Here is a 20,450-nt window from a genome sequence, read left to right on the forward strand (position 1 = left end):
GGGTGTGACCGGGGCGGGCGCCGCGGCCGGCTCCTCCTCGACCGAGACGCCGAAGTCGGTCGCGATGCCGGCCAGCCCGTTGGCATAGCCCTGGCCGACCGCGCGGGCCTTCCAGGCGCCGCCGCGGCGGTAGACCTCGATGACCACGAGCGCGGTCTCGGCGCCCAGCCGCGGCGGGGTGAACGTGGCGAGCGCAGTGCCGTCGTCCGCGTTGCGCACGGTGGCCGTGGGCTCGATGCCCTGGAAGGTCTGACCCGCTCCGTCCGGGCTCGCGGTGACGACGATCTTCTCGATGCCGGGCGGCACGGCCGCGGTGTCCACCACGATCGCGTCGGGTGCGGTGCCGCCGCCGGAGCGGTAGGTCACACCCGGGCCCGCGGGCTGGTTGTAGAAGATGAAATCGTCGTCGGAGCGCACCTTGCCGTCGGCGGTGAGCAGCAGGCCCGATACGTCGAGCCGCACGGGAGCGGCGACGTCCACCGCCACGCGGGGGGCGGAGAGGGGGATGTTCGAGCCGGGTGTCATAGCGGTCATGCCAGGGGTAACGACTGACCCGGCTTTGCCGTTCCCTTACCTTCGGACGGCTTCGCCCGTACGGCGGCGGCGCGAGCCCTTCCGGGTGGGCTCAGTGCGGCCAGATCGGCGGGTTGGTGCAGAAGTGGCCGCCGAGGTGGGCGTGGTCCGGGTTGTCCGGGTCGAGCTCGCCGTGTTCGGCGATGAGCTTCGCGGCGTACTCCTCCGAGTCGTCCTGGGGTTCGTAGCCGAGGGAGCGGGCCGTCGTCAGGTCCCACCACAGGCGGGTGTTGTCCGAGGAGCCGTGGATCACGGTGTGGCCCACGTTCTCCGCGGTGAGCGCGGCGTCGAAGAGCCGGGCCCCGTCGCCGGGGCTCATCCAGACGGACAGCATCCGTACGGAGGTCGGCTCGGGGAAGCAGGAGCCGATGCGTACGGATACGGTCTCCAGGCCGTGCCGGTCCCAGTACAGCTGGGCGAGGTCCTCGCCGAAGGACTTGGACAGCCCGTAGAAGGTGTCCGGGCGGCGAGGCGTGTCGATGGGGATGAGCGGGTCGCCGGGGAGCGGCCGGGGGGTGAAGCCGACCGCGTGGTTGGAGGACGCGAAGACGATGCGCCGGACGCCCTCCGCGAGAGCGGCCTCGTACAGGTTGTAGGTGCCCTCGATGTTCGCCCGGAGGATCTTGTCGAAAGAGGCTTCCAGGGAGATACCCGCAAGGTGGATGATCGCGTCGACGCCCCGCACGGCCTCGCGCAGCGCCTCCTTGTCGCCGAGGTCCGCGGTGATCGCGTCCGGCTCGCCCTCGACGGGGACCATGTCGAACAGGCGGAGCGCGTAGCCGTGGGCGGGCAGCAGTCCGCGCATCAGGGTGCCGAGACCGCCGGCGGCGCCGGTGAGCAGGACGGTGCGGGGAGCGGACATACGCGGATCTCCTCGGTAGGCCGGCGAGCGTGGCGAGCGGGCGCTCGCCCGATGCGTGGATGGCATTCACATGCGTGGACAAGTTACGGAGCGTGTGTGGTGGCGTCAAGGGGTGTTGTCCCTCCCCTGGGCTGGGGGTTCCGTCCTCCATCGCCGGACGGGCTGGGGGTGGCGTGCACCACTCAAGCCCGTCCGGCGATTGAGGACGGAAGCCGGCACCCCGGAAAGGGGCAACGGCAAGGGGCCCTGCGGCCCCCAGGACCCCCAACTGCCGCCCGCCCAAGGGCCCCGCCTTGACCCGCCCCAGCCGCTGCCTTAGCGTAAGAGCGTTCATGAATATGGACGTCAATCAGAATTGTGCACGCCTGAATCCGCTCAGGGAGCGCCCGTGACCTCAGCCCCACTTGCCGCCCGACTCACCGCTGTCGCCGGGCCGCTCTTCTTCCCCGTCACCGCCTACGGGCCGGACGGCTCCGTCGACCTCGACGTCTTCCGCGCGCACGTGCGCGCGGGCGTCGACGCGGGTGCCGCGGCCGTTTTCGCCTGCTGCGGCACGGGCGAGTTCCACGCCCTGACGCCCGAGGAGTTCCGCCTCGTCGTCGCCGCGGCCGTCGAGGAGACCGCCGGTGCGGTGCCCGTCGTGGCGGGCGCCGGATACGGCACCGCCCTGGCGGTCCAGTTCGCGAAGCTCGCGGAGGAGGCCGGCGCGGACGGGCTCCTCGCCATGCCGCCGTACCTGGTCGTCGCCGGACAGGAAGGGCTGCTGGCGCACTACGCGGCGCTGGCCGCCGCCACCCGCCTGGAGACGATCGTCTACCAGCGCGACAACGCCGTCTTCACCCCCGAGACCGTGGTCGCGCTGGCGAAGACGCCGGGGATCATCGGCCTCAAGGACGGCTACGGCGATCTGGACCTGATGCAGCGCATCGTCAGCGCCGTCCGCACCGGACTGCCCGGCCAGGACTTCCTGTACTTCAACGGGCTGCCCACCGCCGAGCTCACCGGCCTCGCCTACCGGGGCATCGGCGTCACGCTCTACTCCTCCGCCGTGTTCGCCTTCGCGCCCGACATCGCGCTGGCGTTCTACCGCGCTCTGGAGTCCGGCGACGACGGCCTCGTCAACGCGCTGCTCGACTCGTTCTACCGGCCGCTCGTCGAACTGCGCGCCAAGGGCCGCGGCTACGCCGTCTCCCTGGTCAAGGCGGCCGTCCGCCTCCAGGGTCTGGACGTCGGCGAGGTCCGCAGCCCGCTCACCGAGCCGCCGGCCGCGCACATCAAGGAGCTGACGGAGATCATCGGGGCCGGCCGGGCACTGCTGGAGAGCGCCGGCGCGGGGGAGCGCGGGTGAAGACCTCCGCCTTCCTCTACCCCTGGGACGTCGTCGGGGATCCGGACGCGGCTGCCCGCGTCCGGGACCTCGGCGTCCAGCAGGTGACGCTCGCCGCCGCCTACCACTCCACCCGGGCGCTGACCCCGCGCCATCCTTCGCGCCGCATCGTCACGGCCGAGTACGCCGCGGTGCTGTACCCACCGGACGCCGAGCGGTGGGCGGGACGCGCGCTGCGGCCGTTCACCCAGTCCTGGGTGGACTCGGACGACGCCTACGCCGAGGCCGCCGAGGCGCTGACCGGCGCCGGGCTCGATGTGCACAGCTGGGTCGTGCTCGCGCACAGCTCCCGGCTGGGCGCGGAGCATCCGGAGACCTCCGTGGTCAACGCCTATGGGGACCGCTACCCGTGGGCCCCGTGCATCGCGCAGCCCGCGGTCCGCGCGTACCTGGTGGACCTGGCCGCCGAGGCGGCGGTACGGGACGGGGCGCGCGGGACCGAGCTGGAGTCCTGCGGCTGGTACGGCTTCGCGCATCTGCACGCCCACGACAAGGTCGGGGGCGTCGGTCTCGGGGACGCGGCGCAGTACCTGATGTCGCTGTGCTTCTGCCCGGACTGCCGGGCCGGATACGAAGGGCAGGGGCTGGACGCCGAGGAGTTGGGCCGTGCCGTGCGGGGCGCGCTGGAGCCGGTCTGGGCCGGTTCCGGCACCCCGGAAGCGGGCTGGGGCGGGGTCGAGAAGCTGCTCGGCGCCGATCAGGCCGGGGCCGCGCTCCGCCATCGCACCGAAGTGGCCCGGGGGCTCCAGGAGTCGGTGGTCGCCGCGGTGCGCGCGGCCGCCGCCCCCGGGTTCCAGGTGCTGCTGCACGCGGACCCCGCGCCCTACCGGTCCGGCGCCAACGTGGGCGTCGACCCGGGGCACATCCTGTCCGTGGCGGACGGCGTGGTGCTGCCGTGCACCGGCGGTGACGCGGCGCGCGAGGCGGTGCTCGGCCCGTTCGCCGGACGCGGGGGTGTCCTCGCGGCCAACCTCACCGTGGTGCGCGGGATGGGCGGCAGCCCCGGCACGCTGGAGCGCGACGCCGCCCACGCGGCCTCGCTCGGCGCGAACCAACTGCGCCTGTACCACGCGGGGCTGGCCTCGGGGCCGGACCTCGAAGCAGTCGCCGAGGCGCTCTCACGCCTCGGCCGCTGACGCCCGCGGGCCGGCGGGGAGTCTTCCCCGCCGGCCCGTGACCAGCGCGGCGGCCGTCAGCAGCGCCATCGCGCCCACCAGCGGCAGCAGCACCCGCACGTCCGCCAGCGCGAGCAGCCCCGCGCCGAGCGCCAGCGCCGCCGCGTTGGGCGCCATCATCAGCGTGCCCGCGGTCGCTGACGTCCGGCCCAGGACCGCGTCCGGCGTCTCCCGCTGTACCGCAGTCATCGCGGTGATCAGCACGCAGGGCAGGCCCAGACCGATCAGTGCGCACGCCGTCAGCGCCACGGGGTCGTACGGCAGTGCCCGCAGGCCCACCGCCACCGCGAACACGGCGATGCCCGCCGCTGCGAAGACCCGTTCCGGCAGCCGTCGCAGCAGCGGTCCGGCCAGCAGTCCGACCGTGACGGACCCGATGCCCTGCGCCGCGTAGAGCACTCCGGCGTAGGCGGGGGAGCGGCCGAGCACCCCGTCCACGACGGCGTACAGCATCGCCCCGTTGAGCCCGGCGCACAGCATCGTGACGGATCCGGCGAGTACCAGCGGCCGCAGCACCGGCGACCCCCACACCTGCCGCATCCCGGAGGAGCGGCGGACCTCGGCCGGTGCCGCTCTCCGCACCCGCAGCAAGCCGTAGAGGGCTGCGGCCAGGGCGAAGGATGCCGCGTCCAGCAGGGCCACCGCGGCGCCGCCGAAGCGGGCGTAGAGCGCCGCGCCGGTGAGCGGGGCCACCAGCTTCATGCCCTCGTTCGCTGTCATCCGCAGGCCGTTGAAGTCGCCCAGCAGCCGGGCGTCCACGGCCTGCGCGACCAGGGCGGACTCGGCCGCGTCCATGAGGACCGAGCCGGCCCCGTACAGCAGGAGGACGGCGAACAGGATCCAGATCCGCCCCGACCGGTCCACGGCGGTCAGTGTCGTCAGCAGCAGCGCCATGACGACGTTCGCCCCGACCAGCAGCGGCTTCATCGGCAGCCGGTCGGCCACCGCTCCGAGTACTGGCCCGAAGAGCACCGGCAGCCAGACGGCGAAGAGGGCCAGCGCCGCCAGACTGTCCGAGCCCGTCAGCGACTTGACCCAGATCCCGGCGGCCAGTGACATCGCGGAACTGCCGAAACCGGACACGACCACCGAGGTGAGCAGCAGCCCGGCCGTCCGGTCCCGCAGTACCCGCCCCGTTGCCGACTCACCCATCGAACCTCCCCGACCTGCACGTTCGTTACCCGATCAGGCTGGCGGGTAAGGCCATTGCCGGACATCGGGAAGGTGCCGTAGGCGGCGGGGCGGGTGCGGGCCGCCGCGGAGATCGGTGTACGGCACACGTCGTAGTCCGGTGAAGTTCTTCTGTCAGAAGCGTTGACGAAACATTCGTGGCGCCTCTAGCTTCATCGCGTCGTACTTCGTACGTCATATATGAGACGCGATACGCGAGATGCGAGAGCCCTTCACTCATGACCTTTGCGCCCACCCCGATTCCGTCCCGCACCCAGTACGTGCTGGAGGCGATCAAGCACGCGATCCTCACGGCGCAGCTGAGACCAGGGCAGGCGCTCGTCGAGACCGAACTCGCCGCACAGTTCGGGGTGTCCAAGACCCCCGTCCGTGAGGCGCTCAAGACGCTCGCCGGAACCGGCCTGGTCGTCATGAGCCAGTACAAGGGCGCCATCGTGCGGCTGGTCGACGCGACCATGGCCCGGGAGGTGTACGACGTGCGGCTGCTGCTCGAACCCGAGGCGCTGCGTCGCTCCATCACCCGCAGGGCCTCGCTCGACGAGGCCCAGGAGGCCTTGGAGCGCGCCGACTCGGCGGGGGACAAGGCCGACCGGTCGCTCGCCAACCGGGACTTCCACCGGGCGCTCTACCTTCCCTGCGGCAACCCCCTGCTGGCCCGGATGCTCGACGAGGTCCGCGACCAGGCGGCGCTCGTGTCGACGGTCGCCTGGTCGACGATCCCGTCCTGGGAGCGGGAGGCGGCCGAGCACCGGGAGATCCTGCGGCTCGCGCTCGCCGACGACGCGGACGCGGCGGCCGGGGCTCTGCACGACCACATCGCGTCGTTCGTGCGCCGCGCGTTCCCCGACGACGAAGACGGGGGCGGGGCGGCGTGAACCAGCAGCACATCGACGAAAGGCCTGTCCGCATGGACCTCACACCGCTGAAGGCGGCCCTCGCAGACGTCGTGGCGATCCCGGTGACCCCGTTCGCCGGGGACGGCACCATCGACACCAAGGCGCACCGCGCCCTGCTGCGAAGGATGCTCGACGGCGGCGTGCGCATCCTCACCCCGAACGGCAACACCGGGGAGTTCTACGCGCTCACCCCCGAGGAGCGGCGTACCGTCACCGAGCTGACCATCGAGGAGGCCGGCGGCCGCGCCACGATCCTGGTCGGTGTCGGGCACGACGTGCCGACCGCCGTCGCCGCCGCCGAGCACGCCCGCGACGCCGGCGCCGAGATGGTGATGGTGCACCAGCCCGTTCACCCGTACGTCTCGCAGGACGGCTGGATCGACTACCACCGGGCCATCGCCGAGGCCGTCCCCGGCCTCGGTGTCGTCCCCTACATCCGCAACCCGCACCTCGACGGCGCGTGCCTGGCGGTGCTCGCCGACAGCTGTCCCAACGTCATCGGCGTCAAGTACGCCGTCCCGGACGCCGCGCGCTTCGCCGCCTTCGCCCGGGACGCCGGCCTGGACCGCTTCGTCTGGGTCGCCGGTCTCGCCGAGCTCTACGCCCCCGCCTACTTCTCCGCGGGAGCCACCGGCTTCACCTCCGGCCTCGTCAACGTCGCGCCCGGCGTCTCGCTGGCCATGCTGGAGGCGCTGCGGGCCGGTGACCACCCGGCCGCGATGAAGGTCTGGGAACAGATCCGCCGCTTCGAGGAACTGCGCGCCGACCGGCAGTCCGCCAACAACGTGACGGTCGTCAAGGAAGCCCTGGCCTCCCTCGGCCTGTGCGGCCGCGATGTCCGCCCGCCCAGCCGGGTGCTGCCCGAGTCCCAGCGCGCCGAGGTCGCCGACCAGGTCGCCGGGTGGTCCATATGACCGGTCGCATCGCCCCCGAGGAGCTGCGCAGCCACCAGTGGTACGGCACCGACGGGCTGCGCTCCTTCAGCCACCGGGCCCGCACCCGTCAGCTGGGCTACCTCCCCGAGGAGCACCTGGGCAAGCCCGTCATCGCGATCCTCAACACCTGGTCGGACATCAACCCGTGCCACGTCCATCTGCGCGATCGCGCCCAGGCGGTCAAGCGCGGAGTCTGGCAGGCCGGCGGATTCCCGCTCGAGTTCCCCGTCTCGACCCTCTCGGAGACGTTCCAGAAGCCGACCCCGATGCTCTACCGCAACATGCTGGCGATGGAGACGGAGGAGCTGCTGCGCTCCTACCCCGTCGACGGTGCGGTGCTGCTGGGCGGCTGCGACAAGTCGACGCCCGCGCTCCTGATGGGCGCCGCCTCCGTCGACCTGCCCGCCGTCTTCGTACCGGCCGGGCCGATGCTGCCGGGGCACTGGCGCAACGAGGTCCTCGGCTCCGGTACCGACATGTGGAAGTACTGGGATGACAAGCGCGCCGGCCTCATCGGTGACTGCGAGATGGACGAACTGGAGAACGGCCTCGCCCGCTCACCCGGCCACTGCATGACGATGGGCACCGCCTCCACCCTCACCGCCGCCGCCGAGGCGCTCGGCGTCACCGTCCCCGGAGCCTCCTCCATCCCGGCCGTCGACTCCGGCCACGACCGGATGGCCGCACAGTCGGGTCTCCGGATCGTCGAACTGGTGTGGCAGCAGCGGAAGCTGTCGTCGATCCTCACCGCGGAGGCGTACGAGGACGCCGTCGCCACCGTCCTCGCGCTCGGCGGCTCCACCAACGCCGTCATCCATCTGATCGCGATGGCGGGCCGTTCCGGCATCAAGCTCACCCTGGACGACTTCGACCGCATCGCCCGCACCGTACCCGTGCTGGCCAACCTGCGGCCCGGCGGGAAGTACCTCATGGAGGACTTCCACTTCGCCGGCGGACTGCCCGGCTTCCTGGCCCGGCTGACCGACGTCCTGCACCTGGACCGGCCCACGGTCGCGCACGACACCCTGCGCGAACAGCTCGACGGCGCCCTCGTGCACAACAGCGACGTCATCCGCGAACGCGACAACCCCCTGGCCGAGGAAGGCGGCGTGGCGGTGCTGCGCGGCAACCTCTGCCCGGACGGCGCCGTCATCAAGCACATCGCCGCCGAGCCGCACCTGCTGCGCCACACCGGCCCCGCGGTCGTCTTCGACGACTACAAGGAGATGCAGCGCACCATCAACGACCCGGCCCTGGCCCTCACGCCGGACCATGTGCTGGTGCTCCGCAACGCCGGGCCCAAGGGCGGTCCGGGGATGCCGGAGTACGGGATGCTGCCGATCCCCGACTACCTGCTGAAGCAGGGCGTACGGGACATGGTGCGGATCTCCGACGCCCGCATGAGCGGCACCAGTTACGGCGCCTGCGTCCTGCACATCGCCCCCGAGTCGTACGTGGGCGGGCCCCTCGCGCTGGTGCGGACCGGTGACCCGATCACCCTGGACGTCGAGGCGCGCCTGCTCCATCTCGCCGTGACGGAAGAGGAGTTGGAGCGGCGCAGGGCCGAGTGGACGCCGCCCGCCACCCGGTACGAGCGCGGCTACGGGGCGCTCTACCACGACCAGATCACCCAGGCCGACACCGGCTGCGACTTCGCCTTCCTGGCCCGGCCGGGAGAAGTCCCGGACCCGTACGCCGGCTGAACGGCCCAGCAGAATTCGGGCGCCCCGCAGCGTTCGGTATATCGAACACCATGCGGCAAGCGCTTGCGCACTACACGCATCACCGCACGTCACGCATCACACGCATCACCGCACCGTCCAACACCCTCACGCACCCTCAGCACCACCGTGCACCCCGTACCTGAGAGAACGGAGACGTGTCATGGCCCAAGCCGCCGCTGTGGCCACACCGCCCAAGGTGCCCAGGCGCCGCTCCGCGAGCCCCCGCCGACTGCCGTATCTGCTGATCGCCCCCGCGGGGCTGCTGATGCTTGGCTTCATCGCCTACCCGGTGATCAGCGTCTTCTACTACAGCCTGCAGAACTACAACGTCACCAAGCCGTGGCGGAACGGCTTCGCGGGCTTCGACAACTTCACCCGGATCTTCACCGAGGACGACCAGTTCTGGACGACGCTGGGCTTCAGCGCCCAGTGGGTGGTCGTGCAGGTCGCGCTCCAGCTCACCCTCGGGCTCGCGCTCGCCCTGATCGTCAACCAGAGCTTCATCGGCCGCGGCATCTCCCGCGCCATGGTCTTCTCGCCGTGGGCCGTCTCCGGCGTGCTGACCAGCACCATCTGGATCCTGCTCTACAACTCCTCGACCGGGTTCAGCCGCTACCTGGCGGACGCCGGCATCGGTGACTACGGCACCTCGGTCCTCTCCGACACCGGAACCGTGTTCTGGGCCGCGACCGTCGCCGAACTCTGGCGCGGAGTCCCCTTCTTCGCCATCCTCATCCTCGCCGACCTGCAGTCCGTCTCCAAGGAGCTGTACGAGGCGGCGTCCGTCGACGGCGCCGGGCGGCTGCGCCAGTTCTTCCACATCACCCTGCCCCACCTGCGGGACGCGATCATCCTGTCCACGCTGCTGCGCGGTGTCTGGGAGTTCAACAACGTCGACCTGCTCTACACCCTCACCGGCGGCGGACCGGCCGGCGAGACCACCACGCTGCCGCTCTACGTCGCCAACACCGGCATCGAGGGCCACGACTTCGGGTACGCCTCCGCGCTCACCACCGTCGCCTTCGTGATCCTCCTCTTCTGCTCGATCGTCTATCTGCGCCTGAGCAAGTTCGGAGGCGAACACAAGTGACTGCCGCACTGGCCGAGAAGAACGGCACCGACGCAGCACGACAGCCCGTCCGGGACCCCCACCGCACACCCGCCGCGCACCGACGCGGCAAGCCCGGCCGTGAACGCGCCTTCGACGAGGTACCGCGCTGGCAGATCTACGTACCGCTGGGCATCTACCTCGTCTTCACCCTCATCCCGTTCTACTGGATGTTCCTGTTCGCCGTGCGCCCCGCGGGCTCCACCTCGCTGGTGCCGTGGCCGATGACCGGGGAGCACTTCTCCAAGGTCTGGAACGAGCGCAGCTTCGCCGTCTTCTTCCAGAACAGCATGATCGTCGGGGTCTGCACCCTGGTCTGCACGACGCTCGTCGCGCTGGCCGGCGGTTACGCGCTCGCCCGGTTCAACTTCAGAATCAAGAACGGCTTCATGCTGGCGCTGCTCTGCTCGCAGTTCATCCCGGGCGCGCTGATGCTCGTACCGCTCTTCGAGATCTTCAAGAACCTCCAGATGATCAACTCACTGGGGAGTGTGGTCATCGCGGAGACGGTGTTCCAGCTGCCGCTCTCCATCATCCTGATCAGCGGTTTCATCAAGAACGTGCCGGTCACCCTGGAGGAGGCCGCGTGGGTGGACGGCTGCTCGCGCTTCCGGGCCTTCTGCGCGGTCGTGCTGCCGCTGCTGCGGCCCGGCCTCATCGCGGTCGGCTCCTTCGCCTTCGTACACAGCTGGAACCACTTCCTGTTCGCCCTGATGTTCCTCAGCGAGCAGGACAAGCAGACGATCCCGGTCGGCCTGAACACCCTCATCGGCGCGGACAGCGTCGACCTGGGCGCGCTCGCCGCCGGCGGAGTGATCGCCGCGGTCCCCGTGGTGATCGTCTTCGCCTTCATCCAGAAGTGGCTCATCACCGGCTTCAGCGCCGGCGCAGTGAAGGGGTGACGGACATGCCGTCCCTGCCCACCACACCCGTCCCGATCGTCCTCGCGGGCGCCCGCGGCCACGGACGCTGGCACCTCGCCAATATCCGCCGCCTCCAGCACCAGGGCCTCGTCCGGCTCGCCGGAGTCTGTGAACTGAACCCCCTCGACGACGGCGAACTCGACGCCTTCGCCGGTGAACTCCCGGAGCAGTCCGCCGACTTCGGCGCGCTCCTGGACTCCACCGGGGCGCGTGCCGCCGTCATCTGCACCCCGATCCAGACCCACGCCGAACTGGCGCTGACCGCCGCCGGCCGGGGCGTGCACCTCCTGCTGGAGAAGCCGCCCGCCGCGACACGGGCCGACTTCGAACGGATCCTGGCCGGGGTGCAGGAGGCCGGTATCGCCTGCCAGGTGGGCTTCCAGTCCTTCGGCTCGCACGCCGTGCCCGCCATCCGCGAGCTCGTACGCTCCGGCGCCATCGGTACCGTCCGGGGCTACGGGGCCGCGGGCGCCTGGGTCCGGGACGAGGCCTACTACCGGCGGGCGCCCTGGGCAGGGCGGCGCCGGATCGGGGACACCGACGTCGTCGACGGGGTCCTGACCAACCCGCTCGCCCACGCCGTCGCCACCGCCCTCGAACTGGCCGGCAGCGGCACCGCCCAGGACATCGCCTCCATCGAGACCGAGCTCTTCCGGGCCCACGACATCGAGGCCGACGACACCTCCTGCGTCCGCATCACCACCGCCTCCGGCGTCCCGGTCACCGCCGCCGTCACCCTCTGCGCGGAACAGGCCGGGGAACCCTATGTGATCGTCCACGGCGACCGAGGCCGGATCACCTTCTGGTACAAGCAGGACCGGGTGCTCGTCCAGCGCGCCGGACACGGTCCGGAGGAGGCGGTGCACCGGCGGACCGACCTCCTGGAGAACCTCGTCGAACACCTCGTACGGGATACCGCACTGCTCGTCCCGCCGCACCGCACCGGGGCGTTCATGGAGGTCGTCGAGGCCGTACGGACCGCCGACGAGCCGCGCGCCCTGCCTGCCGACGCCTGGTACACCGTGCCCGCGACCGAATCCGCCGCCCCCCGCCGGGTGGTGCGCGGGATCGGCCAACTGGTCGCGGCGGGCGCCGACACCCTCACCCTTTTCTCCGAACTCGGCGCCCGCTGGGCGCTCAGGTCCGGCCTGGGGACAGGACCTACCACTGAGGTGAGTTCATCGTGACGACCACCGCACTGCTGAGCTGCGCCGGGCGACCGGTCGGCCGCTACACCTACCTCCCCGCCCCCGACGGCCGCCCCTACCTGGACGAGCAGTGCGGTATCCCGTACGAGGTGTTCGACGAGGTTCTCCAGGAGGTCGGTCCGCCGGTGCACCGCCTCCTCCGGACCGTGTCCGGCGCGCTGGACGAGCACCCGGTCACCACCCTCGCCGGCACCCCCGTCACCGAGGAACGCCCGGCCGACCACGTGCACCACCTGGGCACCTCCGTCGCCGTCCCCGACGTCGCCGGGCACAACTTCTGGGGCGGCCGCACCTTCGTCCGCGGCCAGGGCCCCACCGTGCTCGACAACCACGGGGTCCAGCGCCACCTCGGCTGGAAGCTCCGCGACCCGGACGGGTTCGTCGAGGAGCTCAGCTGGGAGGCCGGCGACACCGAACTGCTGCGGGAGCACCGCACGGTCGCCGCCACGGAACTGTCCCCGGCCGCCTGGGCGCTGGACTTCTCCTTCTCGCTCACCAACCGGGGCACCTCCGACCTGTCGATCGGCAGCCCCGCGACCAACGGGCGTCCGGGCGCCGGATACGGCGGCTTCTTCTGGCGGGCGCCCAAGGAGACCTCGGCGCCCGCCGTGTTCAGCGGGACGGCGGACGGCGAGGAGGCGGTGCACGGGAAGGCCGCCGACTGGGTGGCGATGAGCGGCGACGGCTGGACCCTGGTGTTCGCCGGGGCCACCGAGGAGACCCGCCGGGACCCGTGGTTCGTGCGGACCACCGAGTACCCGGGAGTCGGCTCCTCCCTCGCCGCCGACCGCCGCCTCCCCGTCCCCGCGGGCGCCACGATCGTGCGCCGGGTCGTCACCGTCATCGCGGACGGCCGGCTCGGCCGGGACGAGGCCGCGGCCCATGTCCGCCGGGCGGTGACCGCGTGAGCGCCCCGGCCGAGCGGCCCTGGACCGCCGACCTCGGCGACGGCACCTACCGCAACCCGGTGCTGAACGCCGACTGGTCCGACCCCGACGTGGTGCGGGTCGGCGAGGACTTCTACCTCACCGCCTCCAGCTTCGGGCGGGTCCCCGGACTGCCGCTGCTGCACTCGCGCGACCTCGTCAACTGGACCCTGATCGGCCACGCCCTGGACCGCCTCGAACCGGCCGCCGACTTCGCCGTGCCCCGGCACGACTGCGGGGTGTGGGCGCCGTCGCTGCGGCACCACGCCGGACGGTTCTGGATCTTCTGGGGCGACCCCGACCACGGCATCCAGCAGATCAACGCCGAGGACGTGCGCGGACCGTGGAGCGCGCCGCACCTGGCCAAGGCCGGCAAGGGACTCATCGACGCCTGCCCGCTGTGGGACGAGGAGACCGGCGAGGCGTATCTCGTGCACGCCTGGGCCAAGTCGCGCTCCGGGATCAAGAACCGGCTCACCGGCCACCGGATGAGCCCCGACGGACGGGAGCTCCTCGACGAGGGCAAGACCCTGATCGACGCGGACACGATCCCCGGCTGGTTCACCCTGGAGGGCCCCAAGCTCTACCGCAGGGACGGTGAGTTCTGGATCCTCGCCCCGGCCGGCGGGGTCGCGACCGGCTGGCAGGGCGCCTTCCGCTCCCGGGAGTTCTTCGGGCCGTACGAGGAACGCGTCGTCCTCTCCCAGGGCCGTACCGAGGTCAACGGGCCGCACCAGGGCGGCTGGGTCACGACCCCGGCCGGTGAGGACTGGTTCCTGCACTTCCAGGAGCGCGGGGCCTACGGCCGGGTGGTGCACCTCCAGCCGATGCGCTGGGACGCGGCGGACGGCGGCTGGCCGGTCATCGGCGACGGGGGCGAGCCCGTCACCGTCCACACGAAACCGGCCGCGCCCGAGCAGTCCGCGGCGGCCCCGGCCAGCGGCGACAGCTTCCCGGGCGGCCGGTTCGGCAGACAGTGGCAGTGGACGGCCAATCCCCGTCCCGGCTGGACCGTCGAGCACGGCGGGGACGGGCTGCGGCTCAGCTGCGTACGGACCGCGTACGCGCACGATCTGCGGGCCCTGCCCAACGTGCTGGTCCAGCGGCTGCCCGCCGAGACGTTCACCGTCGAGGCCGATCTCGCGCTCGGCAGCGAGGTGCCGGGGGCCAAGTCCGGTCTCGCGGTGCTCGGGGACGCGTTCAGCTGGATCGGCCTGGAGCGGCCGGCGGACGGCGCGGGCGGGATACGGCTCGTGCACCGGTACGCCGAGACGGTCGCCGAGCACGAACGCGACGCCGCGCACGCCAGGGCGGCCCCCGACGGCACGGCCCGGCTCCGGATCGAGGTCGCCGCCGGCGCCCGCTGCCGCTTCTTCGCCGACACCGGGGACGGGGCCGGCTTCAGGGCATCGGGCCAGGTCTTCGCCGCCACACCGTGGCGCTGGGTCGGCGCGCTGCTCGGCCTGTTCGCCACCGCACCGCCGGGAACGGGGCCGGCCGGGACGGCCTGCTTCACCGGATTCCGCACGACCCCCTGAAACGCGTACCGGCCGGGCCGTCGAAGCACGACGGCCGGCCGGCACCGGACCACCGAACCCCCCACTCATGCGCACGAACCGAGAGAACCGAGAGAGAAGAGCCGATCATGAACATCTCGAAGACGCAGCGGGGGCGTGCCGCGGCGGCTGTCTCCCTTGCCGCGGTGCTCGCACTGACCGCGACCGCCTGTGGTGACGACGGCAGCGACACCGGTACCGAGGGCAGCGGTAAGGGCGAGATCACCTTCTGGGACAACAACGGTGGACCGCGTACCGCCATCTGGACCGAGATCATCAAGGACTTCGAGAAGAAGTACCCGGACATCAAGGTCAAGTACGTGCCGATCCCGATCGCCGACGTGCAGTCCAAGTACGACACGGCCATCGCGGGCGGCGGGCTGCCGGACGTCGGTGGCGTCGGCACCGCCTACCTCGCCAACATGGTCTCGCAGGAGGCCCTCGACCCGCTCAACGACCGGATCAAGGGTTCCTCCCTCAACGGCAAGCTCGTCGAGAGCATGGTCGACGGCGTCAAGGTCGCGGGAGGCCGGGGCGACGACATGTACTCCGTGCCGACCTCCGCCAACAACGGCGCACTCTGGTACCGCACCGACCTGTTCAAGACCGCGGGCCTCGAAGCGCCCACCACCTGGGCCAACTTCTACAAGGCGGCCGAGAAGCTCACCGACTCCAAGGACAACAAGTTCGGCTACACGATCCGTGGCGGCGCCGGTTCCATCGCCCAGGCGATCGACGCCGCGTACGGCCAGTCCGGCATCACGGAGTTCTGGAACGGCGACAAGACGACGCTCAACGACCCGAAGAACGTCGCCGCGGTGGAGAAGTACGTGGCGCTGTACAAGAAGGCGACGCCCGCCGCCGACGTCAACAACGACTTCACCAAGATGGTCGCCCAGTTCGACACCGGCACCATCGGCATGCTGAGCCACAACCTCGGCTCCTACCAGGACCACCTGAAGGCGCTGGGCAAGGAGAAGTTCGCCGGCATACCGAACCCGATCGGCGACGGCGGCACCCGGGTCCAGGTCTCCAACCCGGTCGACGGGCTCGGCCTGTTCCGGTCGAGCAAGAACAAGACGGCGGCCTGGAAGTTCATCGAGTTCGCCGCCTCGCACAAGTGGAACAGCAAGTGGAACGAGTCCGCGGGCGCCATCCCGGCCAACACCGAGGCCGCCAAGGACCCGTGGATCAGCGCCACCGAGTCGACCGAGCTCGCCGCGAAGGCCCTCACCGACGGCTCCACGAAGATCGTGCAGCTGCCGTACTACCTGCCGGACTGGAACAACATCAGCAAGGCGGACAACGAGCCCGAGTTCCAGAAGCTGCTGCTCGGCAAGGTCACGGCCAAGGACTTCCTGGACAAGATCGCCGACGAGCTGAACACGGCCCAGAAGGAGTGGAAGGAGATCGGCAACGGCTGATCAGGCGCGGCCGACCACCCCGGTGACCGGGGACCGGTGGCGGTCCGGGTCGCGTCCCGCCGCCGGTCCCCCTCCTCCTGCACTTCTCCTCCTGCACCCCGTACCGCCGTACGCCCCGCGCGTACGCACCGCTACGCACCACGAGAGAGGCAGCTTCACCGTGTCACTCACCCGCAGGCAGGCCGCGGCCGCCGTCGCCGCACTGCCCCTGGCTCTGGCCACCGCCACCACCGCGGCGGCGCACGGCCCGGGCGGCCGTCCCCGCCCCCGCACCCTGCACATCGCCGGCGATTCGACCGCCGCGCAAAAGTACGCCGACGCGGCACCCGAGACCGGCTGGGGCATGGCCCTGCCGTTCTTCCTCGGCCGCACGCTGGCTGTCGCCAACTACGCGATGAACGGCCGCAGTTCGAAGAGCTTCATCGACGAGGGACGGCTCGCCGCCCTGCTGGAGGAGGTGCGCGGGGGCGACCTCCTGCTGATCCAGTTCGGGCACAACGACGAGAAGACCGAGGACCCCGCCCGCGGCACCGACCCGTACACCACCTACCAGGACCACCTGCGCCAGTACGTGCACGGCGCACGGTCGCGCGGGGCGCGGCCGGTCCTGCTCACCCCGGTGGAGCGGCGCCGCTTCGCCGACGACGGTACGGCCAAGCCCACCCACGGCGCGTACCCGGCCGCGATGCGCGCGCTGGCCGCCGAGGAGCGCGTACCGCTGCTCGACCTCCAGGCGCTCACGCTCGCGCGCTGGCAGGAACTCGGCCRCGACGGCACGTTGGAGTACTTCAACTGGCTGGAGCCGGGACAGTCGCCCAACTACCCCGACGGGCGACAGGACAACACGCACTTCCAGCCCCGCGGCGCCGTCGAGGCCGCGCGGCTCGTCGCCCGGGCCCTGGTGACCGGGAAGGTGCTCGCCCCGCGCGACGTACGACGCACCGACTCCGCGATCCCGCTCGAATGGATCACCTGGCCGCAGGCCTGACCCCGGCCGCCACCCCGTACCTCCCTCCTTCTTCTCACCTCACCTCACCACCGAAGGATCCGCCATGCCCGCACGCATCTGTCATGCCCGCGCCATTGCCTTGGTGATGGGCTGCGCCTCCCTGGCGCTCGCCGTGTCCGTCCCCGCCCAGGCCACCGCGCACCCGGGCGGAGCCGGCCACCAGAAGGGCATCGACCGCGCCGTCCTCGCCCAGGGCGACGGCTGGGCCGCCGCCGACGGCTCCACCACCGGCGGCGCCGCCGCCACCCCCGACCACATCTACACCGTGAGCAACCGGGCCGAACTCATCGCCGCCTTCGAGGACGCGGGCGACGCCCCGAAGATCATCAGGATCGACGGCACCGTCCACGGCAACTCCGACGCGGCGGGCACCCCGATCGACTGCGAGGCGTACCAGACCGACGGCTACACCTTGGACAAGTACCTCGCCGCCTACGACCCGGCCACCTGGGGCCGCACCGAGGTTCCCGCGGGCCCCCTGGAGGACGCCCGGCTGGCCTCGGCCAAGCTGCAGAAGGCAGCCGTGAACGTCTACGTCCCGTCCAACACCACGCTCGTCGGCGTCGGCAAGGACGCGACGGTCATCGGCGCCAGCCTCCAGATCCAGAACGTCTCCAACGTCATCGTCCGGAACATCTCGTTCGAGGACACCTACGACTGCTTCCCCCAGTGGGACCCCACGGACGGCGAGACCGGCCACTGGAACTCCGAGTACGACAACCTCGTCGTCTACGGCTCCGACCACGTCTGGGTCGACCACAACACCTTCAGCGACGGGGACCGACCCGACGCCGCCCAGCCGCGTTACTTCAATGAGCTGTACCAGCAGCACGACGGGCTCTTCGACATCGTCAAGGGCGCCGACCTCGTCACCGTCTCGTACAACGTCCTCAAGGACCACGACAAGACGATGCTCATCGGCAACAGCGACGGTGCCGGAGCGACCGACAGCGGCAAGCTCCGGGTCACCCTGCACCACAACCTCTTCAAGGACGTGAACGAGCGCGCTCCCCGCGTCCGCTTCGGCCAGGTCGACTCGTACAACAACCACTTCGTCGCCACGAAGGGCAGCGTCTACGGCTACACGTACGGCATCGGCTCGAAGTCCCAGCTCGTCGCCGAGCACAACGCGTTCAGCCTCAGCGGTGAGTTCGACAAGGCGAAGATCCTGAAGAAGTGGTCCGAGTCCTCGGTCACCGCCGCCGACAACTACGTCAACGGCCGCCGGACGGACCTCATCGCCGTCCACAACGCGGGCGTTCCCGCCGAGCAGCTCACCGCGGGCGCCGGATGGACGCCGGCCCTGCGTACCCGGGTCGACCACCCGCTGCTCGTCCCCCTGGTCGTCGGCCTCAAGGCGGGCGCCGGCCGGATTCCCGGCGCCTGAGCGGCGACAGTCCCGTAGCGGCGGGGCCGTGCCGGTGCCTTTCCGGTACCGGCACGGCCCCGCCGCACACCCCGCGCACGGAAGTAAGGAAGTACCGCCATGCCCAGCAGACGCAGTGCCCTGGCCCTGCTCGCGGGCGGCAGCGCCGCCCTCGCCCTCGGCGCGGCCCCCACCGCGCACGCCCACGGCCGGCCCGGCGCCCGCCCCTTCGGACGCCACGGCTCACCGTCCCGCCGCCTCGACGCCGCGACGCTGTACGTCGACGCACGCGGCCGGGGCGACCACACCACCGTCCAGTCCGCCGTGGACGCCGCGACCGGCCCCGGCCGCACCCTGGTGATCGCCCCGGGAACCTACCGCGAGACCGTCGACATCCCGGCCGACCGGACCGGCCTCACCCTCATCGGCGCGAGCGACGACCCCCACGACACCGTCATCGTGTACGCCAACGCCAACGGCACCCCCCGGCCGGACGGTTCGGGAACCTACGGCACCAGCGGCTCCGCCACCGTCACCGCCCGCCCCGCCCAACTCGCCGCCCACGGCCTGACCTTCGCCAACGACTGGCTGCGCGCCGACCACCCCGAATACACCGGAACCCAGGCCGTCGCCATCAAGGTGCAGGGCGACCGCTCGGCGTTCTACGGCTGCCGCTTCCTCGGTCACCAGGACACCCTGTACGCCGACTCCCTCGCCCTGACCGACTTCGCCCGCCAGTACTACCGCGACTGCTACGTCGAGGGCGACGTCGACTTCGTCTTCGGCCGCGCCACCGCCGTCCTCGACGGCTGCCACTTCCGCACCCTGGCCCGCACCGACCTGGCGGCCGCACCGTACGGCTTCGTCTTCGCGCCCAGCACCGCCGGCGCCAATCCGCACGGCTACCTGGTGCGGCGCTCCCGCTTCACCAGCACCGCGCCGGACGGCTACTTCAAACTGGCCCGCCCCTGGGTGCCCTCCTCCGACCTCACCGCACACCCGATGCTGACCGTGCGCGACAGCCACCTCGGCGCCGGGATCGACACGGACGAGCCGTACGGCACCATGTCCTCGGGCTTCCCCTGGCAGGAGCAGCGGTTCGCCGAGTACCGCAACACGGGCCCCGGCGCGCGCGTCACCGTGCCCGCCAACCGCCCCCGGCTGACCGCGGCCGAGGCGCGCCTGCACACCCCGGCCGCCTGGTTCGGCGACTGGCGCCCGTACCGGTAGGAACGCCACGCATGACGGGAGCCCCGCCGGACCGGTCCGGCGGGGCTCCCGTCACCGTCGCTCAGCCGTAACTGATGTCCGAGCTGCTGTACTTGCAGTACGTGCCGTCCGGCCCGCTGCCGGTCTCCGTCGGCTCGTCACCGTCGTCGTTGCCCGTGTAGCGCACGCACGGCTTGATCTTCTTGCCGCTGTCGCCGTGGATCCGGACCGACCTCAGCGTCGCGGTGTCGCCGTAGTTGGTGTTGATACCGACCAGGGCCTTGCCGGGCGCCGTCACATCGACGTCGCTGACCGCGATCGTGCGCTTGTACTGCTTGGAGCAGTTGCCGCAGGACCGCACGAGCTTGCCGAAGTCCGAGACCTGGAAGCCGCTGATGGTCAGGGTGCCCGCGCCGTTGAACTGGAAGACCTTGTCGTCGGCCTTTCTGGCGCCGCCGCCGGTCACCTTGTACGTGGCGCCCGACGACGTGCCCTTGAAGGACGCCGCGTCCTCGCCGACGTCCTCCCACCACACGTTCTGGATCGTGCAGCTGCCCTTGCAGTGGATGCCGTCGGCGGCCGGTGAACCGACCACCACGTTCTTCAGGACCGCCCCGTCGGCCAGTTCGAAGATCGGGTCCTGGCCCTCGTCCTGCCCGCCGTCGCCCAGGTCCCCGCTTCCGTAGAAGCGCTTGAGCCCGCCGTCGTACGTCCCCGAGACCTTGATGGTCGCCGAGACGGCCTTCGAACCCGAGGGCGTCGGCCACGCGGCGGCCGCGGCGGCGCTGGGGGCCGCCCCGGCCGACTGGACCAGCAGGCCCGTGGTGAGCGCGGCGCCGGTGACGGCCAGCGCGGTGGCCGATGCGGCGATCATGCGGCGGCGGCCGGTGCGCCGGGCGTGGCTGCCGTGCAGTGCGGCTCGTTTCTTCATGTCGGTGTCCCGTTCCTTGGTGGTGGGGGGAGCGTTGCGCTTCTTGG

18 protein-coding genes are annotated in these 20,450 nt (G+C 71.4%); 14 read left to right on the forward strand and 4 right to left on the reverse strand.

The annotated features are described in order from the left end of the window. Together EAO72_RS42780 and EAO72_RS04645 are read right to left on the reverse strand one after the other, a co-directional pair. A partial coding sequence (locus EAO72_RS42780) for a TerD family protein (RefSeq protein WP_261991351.1) occupies window positions 1–525 on the reverse strand: 525 nt, incomplete at its 3' end. A gap of 100 nt (window positions 526–625) precedes the next feature. Further along, window positions 626–1,435 carry an NAD-dependent epimerase/dehydratase family protein gene (locus tag EAO72_RS04645; protein ID WP_148015913.1) on the reverse strand — a complete coding sequence of 270 codons (810 nt, stop codon included), beginning with the start codon at window positions 1,433–1,435 and terminating at the stop codon, window positions 626–628. 388 nt (window positions 1,436–1,823) lie between these two features. Here EAO72_RS04645 and EAO72_RS04650 point away from each other — a divergent pair, with 388 nt between their 5' ends. Both EAO72_RS04650 and EAO72_RS04655 read left to right on the forward strand, forming a co-directional pair. Beyond that, window positions 1,824–2,783, forward strand: a complete 960-nt coding sequence (locus tag EAO72_RS04650; protein ID WP_148015914.1) for a 5-dehydro-4-deoxyglucarate dehydratase — start codon at window positions 1,824–1,826, stop codon at window positions 2,781–2,783. Beyond that, complete coding sequence (locus EAO72_RS04655; RefSeq protein ID WP_148015915.1) at window positions 2,780–3,958, forward strand: hypothetical protein; 1,179 nt, start codon at window positions 2,780–2,782, stop codon at window positions 3,956–3,958. The genes EAO72_RS04650 and EAO72_RS04655 overlap by 4 nt, the downstream gene beginning before the upstream one ends. Here EAO72_RS04655 and EAO72_RS04660 read toward each other — a convergent pair. Next, entirely contained in the window at window positions 3,941–5,149 is a 1,209-nt protein-coding gene (locus EAO72_RS04660) for an MFS transporter (protein WP_148015916.1), read from the reverse strand. The genes EAO72_RS04655 and EAO72_RS04660 overlap by 18 nt on opposite strands. Before the next feature lie 257 nt (window positions 5,150–5,406). Here EAO72_RS04660 and EAO72_RS04665 point away from each other — a divergent pair, with 257 nt between their 5' ends. The 12 genes from EAO72_RS04665 to EAO72_RS04725 all read left to right on the forward strand — a co-directional run bounded on the left by EAO72_RS04665 (window position 5,407) and on the right by EAO72_RS04725 (window position 19,493). Continuing rightward, a complete protein-coding gene (locus EAO72_RS04665) occupies window positions 5,407–6,063 on the forward strand; it encodes a GntR family transcriptional regulator (protein ID WP_148015917.1) in 657 nt (218 codons plus the stop codon). A 32-nt stretch (window positions 6,064–6,095) separates the two neighbouring features. Further along, on the forward strand, window positions 6,096–6,998 hold the full coding sequence (locus EAO72_RS04670) for a dihydrodipicolinate synthase family protein (RefSeq protein ID WP_148015918.1): 903 nt from the start codon (window positions 6,096–6,098) through the stop codon (window positions 6,996–6,998). Then, window positions 6,995–8,722: an L-arabinonate dehydratase gene (gene araD, locus EAO72_RS04675; RefSeq protein ID WP_148015919.1), complete on the forward strand. Its 1,728-nt coding sequence runs from the start codon at window positions 6,995–6,997 to the stop codon at window positions 8,720–8,722. Before EAO72_RS04670 ends, araD begins: the two co-directional genes overlap by 4 nt. A 181-nt stretch (window positions 8,723–8,903) precedes the next feature. Continuing rightward, window positions 8,904–9,833 (forward strand): carbohydrate ABC transporter permease, encoded by a 930-nt coding sequence (locus tag EAO72_RS04680; RefSeq protein ID WP_148015920.1) that lies wholly within the window; start codon window positions 8,904–8,906, stop codon window positions 9,831–9,833. After that, entirely contained in the window at window positions 9,830–10,753 is a 924-nt protein-coding gene (locus tag EAO72_RS04685) for a carbohydrate ABC transporter permease (protein ID WP_148015921.1), read from the forward strand. Before EAO72_RS04680 ends, EAO72_RS04685 begins: the two co-directional genes overlap by 4 nt. Before the next feature lie 5 nt (window positions 10,754–10,758). Beyond that, window positions 10,759–11,961: a Gfo/Idh/MocA family protein gene (locus tag EAO72_RS04690; protein WP_148015922.1), complete on the forward strand. Its 1,203-nt coding sequence runs from the start codon at window positions 10,759–10,761 to the stop codon at window positions 11,959–11,961. After that, window positions 11,958–12,890 carry a DUF6807 domain-containing protein gene (locus tag EAO72_RS04700; RefSeq protein WP_261991320.1) on the forward strand — a complete coding sequence of 311 codons (933 nt, stop codon included), beginning with the start codon at window positions 11,958–11,960 and terminating at the stop codon, window positions 12,888–12,890. The genes EAO72_RS04690 and EAO72_RS04700 overlap by 4 nt, the downstream gene beginning before the upstream one ends. Continuing rightward, window positions 12,887–14,446 carry a glycoside hydrolase family 43 protein gene (locus tag EAO72_RS04705; protein WP_148015923.1) on the forward strand — a complete coding sequence of 520 codons (1,560 nt, stop codon included), beginning with the start codon at window positions 12,887–12,889 and terminating at the stop codon, window positions 14,444–14,446. The genes EAO72_RS04700 and EAO72_RS04705 overlap by 4 nt, the downstream gene beginning before the upstream one ends. Window positions 14,447–14,553: 107 nt before the next feature. Next, window positions 14,554–15,888 (forward strand): ABC transporter substrate-binding protein, encoded by a 1,335-nt coding sequence (locus tag EAO72_RS04710; protein ID WP_148015924.1) that lies wholly within the window; start codon window positions 14,554–14,556, stop codon window positions 15,886–15,888. Window positions 15,889–16,048: 160 nt separating this feature from the next. Continuing rightward, window positions 16,049–16,876, forward strand: coding sequence for a rhamnogalacturonan acetylesterase (locus tag EAO72_RS04715; RefSeq protein ID WP_148015925.1), 828 nt, complete (start codon window positions 16,049–16,051; stop codon window positions 16,874–16,876). Between the two features lie 64 nt (window positions 16,877–16,940). Next, the gene (locus tag EAO72_RS04720; RefSeq protein ID WP_148015926.1) at window positions 16,941–18,284 is read left to right on the forward strand and encodes a pectate lyase family protein; all 1,344 of its coding nucleotides are present in this window, start codon (window positions 16,941–16,943) and stop codon (window positions 18,282–18,284) included. A gap of 99 nt (window positions 18,285–18,383) precedes the next feature. Next, complete coding sequence (locus tag EAO72_RS04725) at window positions 18,384–19,493, forward strand: pectinesterase family protein (protein ID WP_148015927.1); 1,110 nt, start codon at window positions 18,384–18,386, stop codon at window positions 19,491–19,493. A 61-nt stretch (window positions 19,494–19,554) separates the two neighbouring features. Here EAO72_RS04725 and EAO72_RS04730 read toward each other — a convergent pair whose 3' ends face one another. Beyond that, window positions 19,555–20,403: a pectate lyase gene (locus EAO72_RS04730; RefSeq protein ID WP_148015928.1), complete on the reverse strand. Its 849-nt coding sequence runs from the start codon at window positions 20,401–20,403 to the stop codon at window positions 19,555–19,557. Window positions 20,404–20,450: the final 47 nt, after the last annotated feature.

Origin of the sequence: Streptomyces sp. OR43, assembly GCF_008042275.1 — a bacterium.
Lineage (GTDB): Bacteria > Actinomycetota > Actinomycetes > Streptomycetales > Streptomycetaceae > Streptomyces.